Here is a 15,034-nt window from a genome sequence, read left to right on the forward strand (position 1 = left end):
GCTATTGGCCGGTTTTTGCCTGTCGCGAAGGGCAGCGTGCGCCCCAGTGCGGACGCTCAGGCAATAGGAGGCTGACTGACTTTTGTCATTTTCAAGCGTTGCCTTTCACTCATAAGAGCGGCAATAAGCTAGTACGGGTCACGCTCACAGCCACTCTTCATGCTGATAAAGGAATGCGTCACACTGTGGGAACCGTCCCACCATCAATCACATATTCAGTGCCAGTGATGGCGCTCGCAAGCGGCGAGACGAGGAATGCGATGAGATCTGCGACTTCCCTTGGTCTGGCGGGGCGTCCGATCGGGATGCCTCCCAGTGAGCCCATCACTATTTGGCGGCCACCCTCATAATCGGTGTCATTCTGCCTCGCGATTTCCTCTACAAAGGCGACTGAAGCCTCCGTCTCCACCCATCCCGGTGAAACCCTGACCACGCGAACGCCCTTGGGACTGACCTCTTTGGAAAGACCCTTACTGTAGTTCGAGAGCGCGGCCTTGGCGGCAGCGTACGCAAGAGTGGATTCAGGTAGCGGCAGTTGGCACTGGATAGAGGTGACATGCACGATGACACCCGAACCTTGCTCGAGCAGCATGGGCAACAGTGCTCGGTCGAGGCGAACTGCCGGGAACAGGTTCAGGTCCAGGGCCCGTTGCCATTGCTGGTCGTCGAGCACCTCATAGCCACCCGCTGGAGCCGATGAGCCGCCAGCGACATGGACGATGATATCCAGCCCGCCGAGACGCTCATGGACGGCATCAACGACATTGGTACAACCCTCGGAGGTGGTGATGTCCGCCGCGACGAAGATGTCCTCGGGAATGTGCTCGGGACGTGAACGCGCAGCAGTCAGGACTTTTGCACCAGCCTCGCGCAAGCGAAAGACGACGGCTTCACCAATACCCTTGGTTCCGCCGGTGACCAACGCGCGAAGGCCTTCAAGTTCCAGTGCCATGCTCATCAGTGAATCTCCAGGGATGCGATCTTGTCGTCGGCAAGTTCAACGGTGTAGGTGAGCTCGATCGGGCTACCAGGGAAGTTTCCGGTAAGCCGGGCAAGCAACGTCACAATCTGTCCTTTCTGCGAGCTACTCAATGGCTCGATGCTGTATTGATACTTGGCCTGCGACGCTTGCTTCCAGGCTTTGATGGCTTCCAGCCCGTTGTACGTCTGGCCTTCGTCGCGCACGGTGGCGTCCTTGGTAAAGCAGCGCTCCAATATCTTGATGTCGGTTTTTTTTTCGGCGGCAAGGTAGCTGGCGATTGATTCAGGCAATTCGATTTTCATGGCGTATTTCCTCGCTGATGTACGGATTGCTTCACCCACATGCTCGCTGTAGGCTTACCAAATGGCAAGAACCCACGAAAAAGTAAGTTAGGGAAATATGAGAGCGATCTATACCCCGTCGACTGCAGCCAGTGGCCTGGAAGCAGTACTCAGGCAACTCGAAGGACGCTGGAAACTGGTGATCCTGTTCCACCTCTTCGGAGGCCAGGTGCAACGTTTTTCCGAACTGGAAAAGCTGATCCCCGAGATATCCCAGAAGATGCTTGCCCAGCAGTTACGTCAGTTGGAAGTGGATGGCATCGTGCATCGCACCGCCTATCCGCAAGTACCACCTAAGGTCGAATATCGCATGACAGAGTGGGGCCAAGCGCTGTGTCCAGCACTCGATGCACTGTTGAAATGGGCGGAACTACGGGAGACGCTCAAACCAGAAGGTTGAACCAACCAGGATTCACAGCCCAACCGAGAGGCCGCTTCTGGCCGTTTTTGACTTTCGCCACCGGCGGCTTCACGCCCTGAGGAAGCGGTCATTCGTGCAATCGTTGGATCGATGCATGTTTTTCTGCATCGTCAGGAGTGCCACGTACCTATCTCAGGGTGAAGGCTGTTTTGAGCGGTATGACAACCTTGCGCAAGTTGTCTTTAAGCGTGATATCTACCGTCCAGATACCTGTGGGATCGTCTGGTTCGCCGATGAAATTGATCACGGGGGCGGCGAGGTGCAGGTGATTCGACTCCCCCTTGAGGTGTCCTTGAAAACAAACGATATCTCGCTGATTGATCGACTCTGTACCATCCGGTCTGATGACTTTCAGATCGCACGTTATGTTTGCTTCGTGATTGGCATTCAGTTTCGGGTTTGCAAAAAAAATCAGCGTAAAGATCCATTTACCTTGGGTAGCAACCTTTGCTTTGTTAAATACGGGAATGGTTTCGGGCGAAGTATTCCACTTTTTTTCCCAATCGGGATCGGAGGTGATTAATAGTGAGCCACCAAACTCGCCGACGGATCGTCTTGATTCAGTCCCTGGGTATGGATTGCCATTTGAATCGTTCCGGTAACCGGCATGCACATTTGACCATGCAAGAGACATCGCGATGAAAACGGTGAGCAATCGACGGTTCATGGGCGACTCACTATAAGTGGACGATATAAGTTGCGTAATGTTTGCGCCGTTTGTGTCTGATAACGGGCCTGGTCCATGTGTAATGCCTTGTTCCGCTTGAGTGTAGCGGCAGAAAACGCGACACAGAGTCACGAGAACCAGTGACATGATTTTTGTGTTCGCAAGGCGTCATGAACATGGTGCTCACGGTCCGCTCTTGGCCTGTTTCTGCCGGTTCTCACCGTTCTACCCATGGTCATGGCGTTCGTCGCCGGTGCTGTCCTGCCATTTCAGGTAACCACCAACGCGGCAGTTGGGCGAGCATTGGGGGCATCCGCTCTGGGCAGCCCTCATCTCCCTTGTCATCAGCGCTATCGTGGTGATCGCTGCGCTGCTCATCCTCAAGGTGCAGGCTTGTTCCTATCGTCGGTCCTAGCCAGATGCATTCTTTATCGGCGCTTGGGTGAAAGGAGGAGGGGCGAAATCTCCCACGGTCTGTACTGCGTCAACAGTCAGAATCGAGCCTTGTCCCTCCTCCTCCCTTCAAGTCCTACCATACAAGCGAGCTTGCTCCGGGCGGCGTTCCGACGATAGCGGTGGATCAGTCGCCATCAATGTTGAATGTGCTGGTCTCATCGCGAGCAAGCTCGCTCCCACAGTGTCTGAGTAAAACCGCATATTTGTGGGCGACGCGAAACCTGTGGGAGCGGCGGTGCGGCGATTCGACTTGCCCGCGAAGAACGATGACACGGTCCACCTGACGGAACACAAGCGCCCTACGGCACTTGCCATAGCCCTTACGTTAACGTAAAGATTGCGCCAGGGCGCCGATGTATGAAGGCGCAGGGCGGATGACCCGGAGCGCTTGATGACGCTAATAAAAACAAACTCCCCCAAACAGCATCGTGAAGCCCGGCTGGCCCGGGAAAAGCTGCACCTGGAAGGCGAAGTGCCGGATGGCGTCCTGCGAGCGGAAATCGATGCCTCGTGGCGACGCAGCCTGAGCCATGGCGTGCATTTCAATGCCAAGCACGAGCTGGCACAGGAATCGAGTGCCAGCCTCGACGTGTTGCTGGCCAGCAACCGCTTGCTGATCGACGCCGCGTTGCCGGCGATCGATTACCTGGCCGAGCGTCAGGGCAAGGAAGGGCTGATCATCCTGGCCAACTCCGACGCCACCATCCTCGCCGTCGAAGGCCGCGCCGACCGTCTCAAGGGCAGCGGCCTGCAGGACATCACCCTCGGCGCCTGCTGGAGCGAAGCGGTACGCGGCACCAACGCCCTCGGCACGGCACTGGTGGAAGCCCGGCCGACCCTGATCGATTGCGGCGAACATTATCTGGATCGCCTCAGTGATTTTTCCTGCACCTCGGTACCGATCCATTGCCCCCAGGGCGACATTCTTGGCGTCCTCGACCTGACCCGCGAAGGCCCGCTCGGCCGCGCCCACGACAGCACTGCGTTGCTGGCCATGGCGGTCAGCCAGATCGAAAGCCGCGTCTTTAACACAAGCTATCCGGACGAAATCGTCCTGGCCTTCCACAGCCGCAGGCAGTATCTGGAATCCCCGTGGCAAGGCCTGCTGGCCGTGAGCCTCGGCGGGCAGATCCTCGCGGTCAGCGCCCAGGCCTGCCAGTTGCTCCACGCCGAACGCTCGGCCCTGGTCGGTCGGCGCTGCGAGGAGTTTCTCGGCGTCGACGGCCTGCAATTGTTGGCGCGCCTGCATCAGGGCGGGGCCGGCAGCCTGCAAACCGCCAAGGGTGAATTCTTCTACAAAACCCTGCGCGCGCCGCAACGCTCGATCAACGTCAGCAGCCCGCCGCGCACTGCGGCGATAACTGCCAAGGCACAACCGGATCTGGAAGCGCTGGCCGGCAGCAATACACGCTATGCCCGTGCCTTGCGCATGGCCCGTCAAGGCCTGGCCAATGAGCTACCCGTCTTGTTGCTGGGTGAAACCGGCACCGGTAAAGAGGTTATCGCCCGCGCCCTGCACATGGCCGGAGCGCGCTGCGACAAACCCTTCGTGGCGGTCAACTGCGCGGCCATTCCCGAAGGCCTGATCGAGTCCGAACTGTTCGGCTATCGCGAAGGCGCGTTCACCGGTTCACGCCGGGGCGGCATGGTCGGGCGCCTGCAGCAGGCCCATGGCGGCACCTTGTTCCTCGATGAGATCGGCGACATGCCCCTGGCCTTGCAGGCCCGACTGTTGCGGGTATTGCAGGATCGCAAGGTCGCGCCCCTGGGCGCAGGCGAAGAGCAGGACATCGACGTCGCGCTGATCTGCGCCACCCACCGCGACCTCAAGCGTCTGGTGGAAGAAAAACACTTTCGCGAGGACCTGTTCTACCGGGTCAACGGTATCAGTGTGATGCTCCCGGCCCTGCGCGAACGCGAAGATTTCGCCGCGCTGGTCAGCCGCATGCTGACGACACTGGGCGCCCCCAACGCGGTCCTGCACGACGACCTGAATCGCTTGCTCGGCGGTTATCACTGGCCGGGCAACATCCGCCAACTGGAGATGGTCCTGCGCACCGCGCTGGCCATGCGCGAACCGGGTGAAACCGTGCTGACCCTCGACCACTTGCCCGACAGCATGCTCGACGAGTTGACCGCCAGCGAACGGCCCCAGGCCGGCAGCATCCGGGAAAACGAACTGGAGCTGATCCGTCAGTCCCTGGACACGCATCAGGGCAACGTCTCGGCCGCCGCCGACGCCCTGGGCATCAGTCGCGCGACCCTGTATCGCAAGCTCAAACAGTTGCGTTCGTGATGCAGCGCTTGATCGTTCGGCTGATCGACAGCCAGAACCCCGAGGCGCTGCAAGCGTCACTGCGCTGGCTGTACAGCTTCGTGCGCCCCCATCGCCTGGCGATTGCCGGGCTGCTGGGTTTGTCGGTGTGCGCCTCGGCGCTGGTGCTGGTGCAGCCGTGGCTGACCAAACTGCTGATCGACGATGGCCTGTTGGCGCGCAACTTCCCGATGCTGGTATTGATCGCCGGGCTGATGATCGTCGCCGGGTTGCTGGGCACGGCGCTGTCGGGCATCAACCGCTATCTGCACACGCGCCTCTCCGGGCGCATGCTGTTTGCCCTGCGCGATGACCTGTACCGGCATTTGCAAACCCTGTCGCCGAGCTTTTACGGCCAGCGGCGCATCGGCGACCTGATGTCGCGCCTCGATGGCGACGTTGCGGAAATCCAGCGGTTTGCCGTGGACTCGATGTTCTCGGCGGTGTCGAGTGTGATCGGTCTGGTGGTTGCCATCGCGATGCTGTTGACGTTGTCGTGGAAACTCTCGCTGCTGGCGGTGGTGCTGATTCCCCTCGATGTCCTCTGGCTGCGCTGGATGCGGCGCAAGGTCGAGCGCGATGTGCGGCAGTTGCGCGAGCGTTCGGCGGACATGTCGTCGTTCATGGTCGAGACGCTGCCGGTGATGAAGTTCATCCAGTCCGCCGGCCAGCAACAGCGCGAAGCGCGGCGCCTCGAGACGCTGGGGCAGGGTTACATGAGCCAGTTGCTGCGCCTGCAAGTCACCGAGTTTTTCACCCAGGCCGTGCCCGGTACCCTGACCTCGTTGTCCCGGGCCTGCGCATTCTTGATCGGTGGTTACTGGGTGGTGCAGGGCAACTGGCAACTCGGCGCCCTGATAGCGTTTTCCACTTACCTGGGCATGGCCGTGGGGCCGGTGCAGAGCTTGCTCGGGCTCTACGTCGCGATTCAGCGGATGACCGTAAGCCTCGGCCGGGTGATGGAGTTGCGCGGCGAACAACCGACCGTGCTGACACCCGCCACGCCACGGGCGATGCCCAATGGCGGCGATCTCTGGTTCGACAACGTGCACTTTGCCCATCCTGGTCGCCAATCGACCCTGCGGGGCATCGAAGCGCGGATTCCCTACGGTTTGAAAGTGGCCCTCAGCGGCGGCTCGGGCGTGGGTAAATCCACCCTGATCGACCTGCTGCAACGTCACCACGATCCGCAATCGGGCCGGGTCCTGCTGGGTGACGTCGATCTGCGCGAACTGGATCTGTTCCAGCTGCGTCGGCGCATTGCGATCGTCAGCCAGGACATCGTGCTGTTTCGCGGCAGCCTCGCCGACAACCTGGCCTACGCGGTGCCGGACGCCAGCCGCGAGGCGATTGCCGACGTGGCGCGGCTGGCGCAACTTGACAGCCTGATCGAGTCCTTGCCCGAAGGCCTCGACAGTCCGTTGGGCGAGCGCGGTCAGCAGTTGTCCGGCGGGCAGAAGCAACGCATTGCGATTGCCCGGGCGCTGTTGCAGGACCCTTTGATTCTGGTGCTCGATGAAGCCACTTCCGCGGTGGATGAAGCCACCGAGCGTGAGGTCATTGACGCCATCGACCGTCTGTTTGCCGGGCGTACGCGCATCCTGATCAGCCATCGACCCTCAACCCTGGCCGATGCCGATCTGCGTTTCGAATTGCTCGACGGCGTGCTGACTTCGAAAACGGTGCTGCATGAAACCTGAGTTGCGCATTGGTGTGGTGGACAGCGGCCACTCGGCGGCACAACGGATGCGGGTGATCGCCGGTCGGCGCTTTGCATTGCTTGAAGACGGCCTGGCCGAGGACGACTTGCGCGACGATCCGTTGGGGCATGGCAGTGCGGTGATCGAGGCAATCGGCCGGCGCGCCCCTTCGGCGCTGTTTTGCGTGGCGCAGGTGTTCGACCAGCGCGGTGTCACCAGCGCCTTGCAGATCGCCACGGCGATTGACTGGCTGCTGGCGCAAAACGTGCGACTGATCAATTTGAGCCTCGGCCTGCGCCAGGATCGCAGCCTGTTGCGCGCAGCCTGCGCGGCAGCGGTGGCACGGGGCGTGCTGCTGTGTGCATCGAGTCCGGCCCAGGGGGAAGGCGTGTTTCCGGCCAACTATCCGCAGGTGTTGCGGGTGACCGGCGATGCGCGCTGCGCCGAGCAGGAATGGTCGTGGCTCAACACTGCCCAGGCGGATTTCGCCGCGTGTGTGCAGGGCACCTATCCGGGGCAATCCGGGGCGAGTCTCGGTTGTGCGGCGTTGAGCGGGCACATCGCCGGGTTCTTCGCCGAACAGCCTGGCGCCAGCAATGAGCAAGTCATCGAGTGGTTGCGCGAGCATGCCCGTTACCGTGGTCCTGAACGGCGCTTCGGGCCATGACCGACATCGTCATCCTGGGCGCCGGACCGGCCGGCGCCGCCGTCGCGCTGGGGCTACGGCGGCTGGGTCATGGCGTCACGCTGATCAGCGAATGGCGCCGGTTTGCCGCGCTCGAAGGCGTGTCCGTGCGGGTTCTGGAAGCCTTGCGCAGCGCGGGTCTGCAGCGCGCACTGGCGGATGCGACGTTGCCGTCCCAGCGCCAGGTTTCGTGGAATGGTCAGCGCCACGCGCAGAACATCGAATACTTGCTCGACCGTCCGGTGTTTGACCGAGGCCTGCGTGAGGATTTGCACCTGGCGGGGGTTAAGATGATCGAAGGCCGGGTGCTGACGGTTCAGTCATCGGCCAATGGCCATCGAATCGAAATCGACGGCCGCGAACCACTACTCACTCCGTTTCTCGTCGAGGCCCGCGGACGTCAGGCCCCTGCTATCGGCAAAGGCTTGCGTGGACCCGAGACGGTCAGCTTGCTCAATCGCTGGCAAGGTGCGCCGGGCAGCACCGCCAGCGCCGTGGAAAGCCTCGAGGACGGCTGGGCGTGGATGGCCCGGCGCGCCGACGGCCAGTGTTACTGGCAATGGACAGTGGACGTGGCCAGCACCGGGTTGCCGGGCAAGGCCATGTTGCTCGATTACTGCCGACAGCGGCGCCAGGGTTCGAAGCTGGCCACGGCATTTTTTGGTGGCGAAGCAGAAGCTGATCTACAGCTGCACGCTCGCAGCAGCACGGCGATTCTGAGCCCGCAGGTGTGTGGCGAAAACTGGATTCGGGTCGGCGATGCGGCAATGGCCGTCGACCCGCTGTCGGGCAACGGGATCTTTCAGTCGTTGTCTTCTGCGTTGCAGGCGCCGGCGGTGATCAACACGCTGCTGTGCAAACCTGAACGAGCGGCTCTGGCCCAGCGTTTTCACCAGCAGCGGGTGGAGCAGTTGTTTTTGCGTTTTGCGCGGATCGGCCGGGATTTTTATGCCGATGAGCAACGCTGGCTGGATCAGCCGTTCTGGCAGGCACGACGGAACTGGCCGGACGCCGAGGTGGCTCATGCCGCGGTGGATTTTGCGGCACTGAAAATCGAACGGGCGCCGGTGTTGCGTGAAGGTTTCGTCGATGAGGCCGAGGTGGTGATCACGGCAGATCAGCCGTTGGGCATCTGGCATGTGGATGGGGTTGAGGTGGCGCCGTTGGTGCGGCGATTGCGTAGCGAGCCGGCGAAGCAGGCGTTGGCCGGTTTGACGGTGGAGCAGGGGCGGATGGTTCGCAGCTGGTTGCTGGGTCAAGGTTTCAAACCCTGAATGAACGACGTCCGGATACGGCGAAAAAGCCTGTTCTCCCAGCGCAAAGCATCGTAATTTACGCGCCATAACAACAAGGATTTTTGGGGTGTAAGTGGGAGCCTATCGTCTGCTATTGGCCGTTCTGGTGGCCGTTTCTCATATGGGCAAGACGTTCATGGGGCTAAACCCCGGCGTGATTGCCGTGATTTCCTTCCTGATCATCAGCGGTTTCGTGATGACCTCGCTGATCGAGCGCAACTACAAGGCGCCGGAGAAAGTCGCCCTGTTTTACCTGGACCGGGCCCTGCGGCTCTACCCTCAATTCCTGTTCTACTTCGTTGTTTCCTGTGCGGTGATCTATTTCCTGCTGCCCGGCACGCCTCAAGCCGCCGAGCTGACGCTGCGCAACATCGCCGCAAGCCTGACTATTGTGCCCCTCGGCTTCTACATGTTCGGAGCGGCGGGATCGTGGATTTTGCCGCCAGCCTGGTCTCTGGGGCTTGAGATGTGCTTCTACCTGGTGTTCCCTTTCCTGATCATCTACAGGGCGCGGGGCATCGCGTTTGCTCTATCCGTCGTCGTCTTCATGGCCGCGTGCCTGGGATTCATCAACACCGACCTGTACGGCTACCGTCTATTGCCGGGCGTGCTGTTCATGTTCCTGTGCGGCAGCTATCTGTACAAAGCGCGGCCGAAGGGTTTAGCGATCGCTGCCGGCACCACCGTGGTGGCGGCCCTGATGTTTGCGGCCATCATGGCGGGATGGATAGAGCGCCGACCGTTCAATGCCGAAGTGACCGCCGGCATAGCGCTGGGCGTGCCCGCCGTGTACCTGCTGACAAAGCTCAAGTTTCACCGGATTGACGAGTTCCTCGGCAATATCAGCTACGGCGTGTTCCTGAATCACTTTGTGGTGATGTACTTCCTGCACGCTATCTGGTCGGTTGCCTACGATGGGGCCATTGTTGCAACAGTGCTGGCCTTGTCGTTGCTGCTCAGCGGCGCTTCGTACTACTGCGTCGAACGGCCGGCCCTGCAGCTTCGTCACGCGCTTCGGGCCGGCGCAAATCACAACTTGATCAACACCGACTTCAGCTCGGTGTAATGCTCGATCGCCGCATACCCCATCTCACGCCCGACCCCGGACATCTTGTAGCCGCCGAACGGCAGCGCCGGGTCCAGGGCGCTGTGGCAGTTGACCCACACCGAGCCTGACTTGATGCGTGGAATCATCCGGTGCACCGCCGCCAGGTCATTGGACCAGATACTCGCTCCCAACCCGTAAGGGCTGTCATTGGCCATGCGCAGGGCATCGGCTTCGTCGTCGAACGGGATGGCCACCAGCACCGGGCCGAATATCTCTTCCTGCACCAGTGAATGCTTCTGATCGACATCGACGATCACCGTCGGCTTGACGAAGAACCCCGGGCCAAACTGCTCGCCACCGCAGGCAATGGTCGCACCGCTTTCCCTACCCTTTTCGATGTACCCGTAGACGCGCTCTTGCTGACGCGCCGAGATCAACGGGCCCATTTCGACGCTCGGGTCCAGGCCGTTGCCCAGTTTCATGGCGTTGGCGATGTCGCTGATGTCCGCCACCACATTGTCGAAATGCTTGCGCTGTACATACAGCCTGGAACCTGCGCAACAGACCTGGCCCTGATTGAAGAAAATCGCGCTGGCAGCCCCGGCCGCAGCGGTTTTCAGGTCGGCGTCGGCCATGACGATGGTCGGCGATTTACCGCCCAGTTCCAGGGTGACCCGGGTCATGGAGTCCATGGCGATCTTGCCGATCTGCTTGCCCACGGCGGTGGAACCGGTGAAAGTCAGCTTGTCCACCAGCGGGTTGTGAGTCAGGGCCGAGCCGGCAGTGATGCCGGTGCCGGTAACCACGTTGAACACGCCTTCGGGATACCCGGCTTCCAGCACCAGCTCGGCGAGTTTCAGTGCGGTCAGCGGGGTTTCGTCGGCGGGTTTGAGCACCACGGTGCAGCCGGTGGCCAGGGCCGGACCGAGTTTCCAGCAGGCCAGCAGCAGCGGGAAATTCCAGGCGACGATGGCACCGACCACGCCCACCGCTTCGCGACGTATGAAGCTGTGGAACTGATCGTTGGGCATCAGCGGTGCCGACACGTCAACCGTGGAACCTTCGATCTTGGTCGCCCAACCGGCCATGTAGCGCAGGAAGTCGATGGCCAGTTGCACGTCCATCATCTGGGCCACGGCCGCGCTTTTACCGTTGTTCAGGCATTCCAGTTGCGCCAGAAGCTCGGCGTCGCGCTGCATCAGCTCGGCGAGCTTCCACAGCAGGTTCTGCCGCTCCCGGGGACGGGTGCGGGTCCAGGCCGAATCGTCGAACGCCTGGCGGGCGGCAAGCACCGCGCGGTCGACGTCCGCAGGCGTTGCCCGTGGCACCACGCACAGCACTTCGCCGGTGGCCGGGTTGTGCAGGGGCATGGTCTGGCCGTCGGCGGCCTCGACCCAGTCACCGCCGATCAGCATGCGCGGGGCGCGTTGGATGAACGCCGAAGTGGCGGGAAGCACGTTTGGGAGCGACATTGGCGAGGCCTCTTGTTGTTCGTGAGAACCGGGCTTTCGCAATGGCTGTGCCAGTTGTGCTTTTTCGGCCCGAAGGCCCGATCCAGTGGGGTGACAGATATTTTTCGGGTCACCGTGGGATCGATAAACGTCGCAAATTGCGACGACGTGAGACGTCCCGAACAAAATGCACATCCGGAACGTAATGCTTTTTGTAGGAGCGAGCCTGCTCGCGATGAACTAAAGAGCACTGCGTTTAGCCGGCAAGCACGCGTAATCGTTAACGACCATCGCGAGCAGGCTCGCTCCTACARAAAGCTATGCTTGTCTCAGGCTGAAACAGTTGTCGCGAAATTAAACGTGGAACGCAGACGATACGATTGGCAAAACACCGACCTTTATCGGCAAATCATTGATTCATATAAATATTCATAAGCTGGCACGCTCTGTGTATTGCACATCTCAGACGTTTCTCTTGCCTCCGTCAGCGGATCAACGCCGGCGGCAGAAACCATAAAAACGATAAGCCACAACAATAAGAACGCACCGTGCGAGGTTCGACGTTGATGAAGAGAAAACTCCGATCAGGCATGAGCGCCAGCCTGCTGGCCGTAGCCGCTTGCGTAGCGCTGCATTCGCCTCACAGCCTGGCAGCCCGCGATGCCCAGACCATCCTCAGGGAAACCTGTCAGGGCTGTCACACCCCCGAAGCCGATAACGCCCTGAGCCGCATCAGCCACCAGCGCAAGACGCCGGAAGGCTGGCTGATGAGCATCGCCCGCATGCAGACCATGCACGGTTTGCAGATCAGCGATGACGACCGTCGCACGCTGGTCAAGTACCTGGCCGACACCCAGGGCCTGGCGCCGAGCGAAACCGACGGCGTGCGTTATGCGCTGGAGCGCCGGCTCAATACCGTCGAGCACTTCGACGACCAGACCAGCCAGATGTGCGGCCGCTGCCACTCCGGTGCGCGGGTCGCTCTGCAACGGCGTCCGGCGCAGGAGTGGGAACGCCTGGTGAACTTCCACCTCGGTCAGTGGCCGTCCCTGGAGTACCAGGCGCTGGCCCGGGACCGCGACTGGTTCGACATCGCCCGCAAGGACATGGTACCGCTGCTGGCCAAGCGTTTTCCGCTGGACAACCCGGCCTGGAAAAAATGGCAGAGCGCGGCGCCCAAAGCCGAGGCCCTGGTGGGCGACTGGAGCTTCAGCGGCCACTTGCCGGGCAAGGGTGAGCTGGCCGGTGTCATGAGCGTAACCGCCGATGGTAGTGACACTTTCAAGGTCAGCGTCAAAGGCCAGTACGCCGACGGTAGCCCGTTCAATGGCGACGGCAGTGCGATTCTCTACACCGGCTACGAATGGCGCGGCAACGTGACCATCGATGGCGTGACCATGCGCCAGGTGTTCGCCGCTCAAGGCAATGCGATGCAGGGCCGGATGTTCGAGGCCGAGCATGACGAGCGTGGCCTGGACTTCGTCGCCGCCAAGCAAGGCTCCAACCGTTTGCTGGCGGTGCAGCCGGGTTATCTGAAGGCTGGCAGCGAAACCGAAGTGACCCTGATCGGCAGTGGCCTGAGCGGCAAGCCGGACTTCGGCAAAGGTGTGGAAGTGGTTGAAGTCGTCTCGCAGAGTCCGGAGCAGATCAAAGTCAGACTCAAGGCCGCCGCCAATGCCCAACCGGGTGCGCGCGCGGTCAGCGTCGGCGCGCTGAAAGGCCCGAGCCTGTCGGTGTACAGCAAGATTGCCGAAGTCAAAGTGGTGCCGGAATTCTCGGTAGCGCGGATCGGCGAGGGCGGTGGTTCGACGCCGAAGGTCCAGGGCCGTTTCGACGCGGAAGCCTGGGGCAAGGGCGCTGATGGCAAGCCATATCGCATCGGTGTGTTCCCGGCGCAGTGGAAAGTCGAAGCCTTCGACGACCGGGCCAAGGAGGACGAAGACGTCAAGTTCGCCGGCACCATGCAGGCCGATGCAGGCGTATTCACCCCGGGCGATGCCGGACCGAACCCGGCACGCAAGATGTCCACCAACAATGCCGGCAACCTCAAGGTGATCGCCGCCGTCGACGACGCAGGGAAACCCCTGACCGGCGAAGGCCACATGATCGTGACTGTGCAACGCTGGAACAATCCACCCATTCCATGAGTTGGCTGCCCTTGGCTTAACACAGCTTCAAGGCTACAGACACTTTTCGGAATGACCGCAAGCCCCGCCAAGCGGGGCCTGCACAGGAGGTTGGCAATGGGCGCTATCTTGAATCTGGTCGAACGCAACCTGCACGAAGTGCAGGTCGATGCCGACCGCATGCTGTTTCACATCCCCAGCAGTTCGCTGTTCGCCAGCGATGAACTGACGGGCACCATCATCGATACCCTGCGCGGCCCCGGCTGCTCCTCGGACGACCTGATCCAGAGCCTGGCGGCGCGTTTCAACGGCGAGGAAATCACCGAAACCCTGCGCGAGCTGATGGCCCTGGAACTGGTCAGCGACGGTTCGCCGCTGACCCCGGACATCGCCACCAAACGGGTCGAGCGCACGGCAATCAATACCGTGGTGCTCAACGTCAACACCGGCTGCAACCTGAGCTGCACCTATTGCTACAAGGAAGACCTCGACAAGCCGTCGGCGGGCAAGAAGATGGACGTCGAAACGGCGATCGCCTCGGTGGAAATGCTGCTGCGCGAATCTCCGGACGAAGAGCGTTTCACCGTGGTGTTCTTCGGCGGCGAACCGCTGAGCAACCGCAAACTGATCGAGTACATGGTCGATTACTGTGAGAAGCGTTTTCGCGAGGCCGGCAAGTTCGTCGAGTTCGTGATGACCACCAACGCCACGCTGCTCACCGAAGAAACCGTGGACTACCTCAATGCCCACCGTTTCGGCTTGTCAGTGAGTATCGACGGGCCGAAAACCGTGCACGACCGCAACCGCATCACCGTGGGCGGGCAGGGCACCTACGACGTGGTGCGGCGCAAGGCCGAGATGCTGCTGTCGCGCTACAACAGTCGTCCGGTGGGCGCGCGGGTGACCCTGACCACCGGTGTGACCGACGTCGAAACCATCTGGGATCACCTGTTCAACGAGCTGGGTTTTGCCGAAGTCGGCTTCGCCCCGGTGACCTCCGGCGACATCAGCAGCTTCAACCTCACCAGCGACGAGCTGATCGAAGTCTTCGCCAGCATGAAACGCCTCGGTCGGCGTTACCTGGAAGCGGCGCTGGAGCATCGCAACATCGGCTTCTCCAACCTGCACCAGTTGATCACCGACATCCACGAAGGCCATAAAAAAGCCCTGCCATGCGGCGCGGGCCTGAAGATGCTGGCCGTGGATCACAAGGGCGAACTGAACCTGTGCCACCGCTTTACCGGTTCGAGCCTGCCGACCTTCGGTAACGTCCACAGCGGTGTGAAACAGGTGGAGTTGAACGACTTCCTGTCCCAGCGCCTGGATCGCACCAACACCGGTTGCGAGGACTGCCAGATCCGCAACCTGTGCTCCGGCGGCTGCTACCACGAGAGCTACGCCCGCTACGGCGACCCGACGCACCCGACCTATCACTACTGCGAACTGATGCGTGACTGGGTCGACTTCGGCATCGAGGTTTACACCCGGATCATGGCCAATAACCCTGCGTTCATCAGCAGTTACATCACTCCGCGCAAGGCTCACTGA

At 61.2% G+C, this 15,034-nt stretch carries 12 protein-coding genes and 1 pseudogene; 9 read left to right on the plus strand and 4 right to left on the minus strand.

What is annotated here, in order from left to right:
- Positions 1 to 178: 178 nt before the first annotated feature.
- The gene (locus AC1DRN_RS26140; RefSeq protein WP_223462421.1) at positions 179 to 958 is read right to left on the minus strand and encodes an SDR family oxidoreductase; all 780 of its coding nucleotides are present in this window, start codon (positions 956 to 958) and stop codon (positions 179 to 181) included.
- Positions 958 to 1,284: a nuclear transport factor 2 family protein gene (locus AC1DRN_RS26145; protein WP_223462420.1), complete on the minus strand. Its 327-nt coding sequence runs from the start codon at positions 1,282 to 1,284 to the stop codon at positions 958 to 960. The genes AC1DRN_RS26140 and AC1DRN_RS26145 overlap by 1 nt, the downstream gene beginning before the upstream one ends.
- Positions 1,285 to 1,381: 97 nt before the next feature.
- On the opposite strand from AC1DRN_RS26145, the gene AC1DRN_RS26150 reads away from it, so the two are divergent.
- On the plus strand, positions 1,382 to 1,723 hold the full coding sequence (locus AC1DRN_RS26150) for a winged helix-turn-helix transcriptional regulator (protein WP_223462419.1): 342 nt from the start codon (positions 1,382 to 1,384) through the stop codon (positions 1,721 to 1,723).
- A 148-nt stretch (positions 1,724 to 1,871) separates the two neighbouring features.
- Here the strand turns inward: AC1DRN_RS26150 and AC1DRN_RS26155 are convergent, their stop codons facing one another.
- A complete protein-coding gene (locus tag AC1DRN_RS26155) occupies positions 1,872 to 2,411 on the minus strand; it encodes a hypothetical protein (RefSeq protein ID WP_223462418.1) in 540 nt (179 codons plus the stop codon).
- Between the two features lie 231 nt (positions 2,412 to 2,642).
- Between AC1DRN_RS26155 and AC1DRN_RS26160 the strand changes: the two are divergent.
- The 6 genes and pseudogenes from AC1DRN_RS26160 to AC1DRN_RS26185 form a co-directional block, all read left to right on the plus strand.
- A pseudogene (locus tag AC1DRN_RS26160) lies at positions 2,643 to 2,805 on the plus strand (DMT family transporter); the annotation flags it as partial.
- Between the two features lie 453 nt (positions 2,806 to 3,258).
- A complete protein-coding gene (locus AC1DRN_RS26165; protein WP_223462416.1) occupies positions 3,259 to 5,163 on the plus strand; it encodes a sigma-54-dependent Fis family transcriptional regulator in 1,905 nt (634 codons plus the stop codon).
- Positions 5,163 to 6,881 carry an ABC transporter ATP-binding protein gene (locus tag AC1DRN_RS26170; protein ID WP_223462415.1) on the plus strand — a complete coding sequence of 573 codons (1,719 nt, stop codon included), beginning with the start codon at positions 5,163 to 5,165 and terminating at the stop codon, positions 6,879 to 6,881. The genes AC1DRN_RS26165 and AC1DRN_RS26170 overlap by 1 nt, the downstream gene beginning before the upstream one ends.
- Positions 6,871 to 7,548, plus strand: a complete 678-nt coding sequence (gene qhpE, locus AC1DRN_RS26175; protein ID WP_223462414.1) for a subtilisin-like serine protease QhpE — start codon at positions 6,871 to 6,873, stop codon at positions 7,546 to 7,548. Before AC1DRN_RS26170 ends, qhpE begins: the two co-directional genes overlap by 11 nt.
- Positions 7,545 to 8,840, plus strand: coding sequence for a flavin-dependent monooxygenase QhpG (qhpG, locus tag AC1DRN_RS26180; RefSeq protein ID WP_223462413.1), 1,296 nt, complete (start codon positions 7,545 to 7,547; stop codon positions 8,838 to 8,840). The genes qhpE and qhpG overlap by 4 nt, the downstream gene beginning before the upstream one ends.
- 94 nt (positions 8,841 to 8,934) lie before the next feature.
- Positions 8,935 to 9,927 carry an acyltransferase family protein gene (locus AC1DRN_RS26185; protein WP_223462412.1) on the plus strand — a complete coding sequence of 331 codons (993 nt, stop codon included), beginning with the start codon at positions 8,935 to 8,937 and terminating at the stop codon, positions 9,925 to 9,927.
- Here AC1DRN_RS26185 and AC1DRN_RS26190 read toward each other — a convergent pair.
- Positions 9,891 to 11,381 carry an aldehyde dehydrogenase family protein gene (locus AC1DRN_RS26190; RefSeq protein WP_223462411.1) on the minus strand — a complete coding sequence of 497 codons (1,491 nt, stop codon included), beginning with the start codon at positions 11,379 to 11,381 and terminating at the stop codon, positions 9,891 to 9,893. The genes AC1DRN_RS26185 and AC1DRN_RS26190 overlap by 37 nt on opposite strands.
- Before the next feature lie 545 nt (positions 11,382 to 11,926).
- Between AC1DRN_RS26190 and peaA the strand changes: the two genes are divergently transcribed.
- Both peaA and peaB read left to right on the plus strand, forming a co-directional pair.
- Entirely contained in the window at positions 11,927 to 13,507 is a 1,581-nt protein-coding gene (gene peaA, locus AC1DRN_RS26195) for a quinohemoprotein amine dehydrogenase subunit alpha (RefSeq protein ID WP_223462410.1), read from the plus strand.
- A gap of 96 nt (positions 13,508 to 13,603) precedes the next feature.
- On the plus strand, positions 13,604 to 15,034 hold the full coding sequence (peaB, locus tag AC1DRN_RS26200; protein WP_223462409.1) for a quinohemoprotein amine dehydrogenase maturation protein: 1,431 nt from the start codon (positions 13,604 to 13,606) through the stop codon (positions 15,032 to 15,034).

The sequence above is a fragment of the Pseudomonas sp. P5_B3 genome (assembly GCF_056400405.1).

Coding starts and splice junctions, on each gene's coding strand:
- AC1DRN_RS26140 (WP_223462421.1), bottom strand. CDS start 958: ATGAGCATGGCACTGGAACTTGAAGGCCTTCGCGCGTTGGTCACCGGC.
- AC1DRN_RS26145 (WP_223462420.1), bottom strand. CDS start 1,284: ATGAAAATCGAATTGCCTGAATCAATCGCCAGCTACCTTGCCGCCGAA.
- AC1DRN_RS26150 (WP_223462419.1), top strand. CDS start 1,382: ATGAGAGCGATCTATACCCCGTCGACTGCAGCCAGTGGCCTGGAAGCA.
- AC1DRN_RS26155 (WP_223462418.1), bottom strand. CDS start 2,411: ATGAACCGTCGATTGCTCACCGTTTTCATCGCGATGTCTCTTGCATGG.
- AC1DRN_RS26165 (WP_223462416.1), top strand. CDS start 3,259: ATGACGCTAATAAAAACAAACTCCCCCAAACAGCATCGTGAAGCCCGG.
- AC1DRN_RS26170 (WP_223462415.1), top strand. CDS start 5,163: ATGCAGCGCTTGATCGTTCGGCTGATCGACAGCCAGAACCCCGAGGCG.
- qhpE (WP_223462414.1), top strand. CDS start 6,871: ATGAAACCTGAGTTGCGCATTGGTGTGGTGGACAGCGGCCACTCGGCG.
- qhpG (WP_223462413.1), top strand. CDS start 7,545: ATGACCGACATCGTCATCCTGGGCGCCGGACCGGCCGGCGCCGCCGTC.
- AC1DRN_RS26190 (WP_223462411.1), bottom strand. CDS start 11,381: ATGTCGCTCCCAAACGTGCTTCCCGCCACTTCGGCGTTCATCCAACGC.
- peaA (WP_223462410.1), top strand. CDS start 11,927: ATGAAGAGAAAACTCCGATCAGGCATGAGCGCCAGCCTGCTGGCCGTA.
- peaB (WP_223462409.1), top strand. CDS start 13,604: ATGGGCGCTATCTTGAATCTGGTCGAACGCAACCTGCACGAAGTGCAG.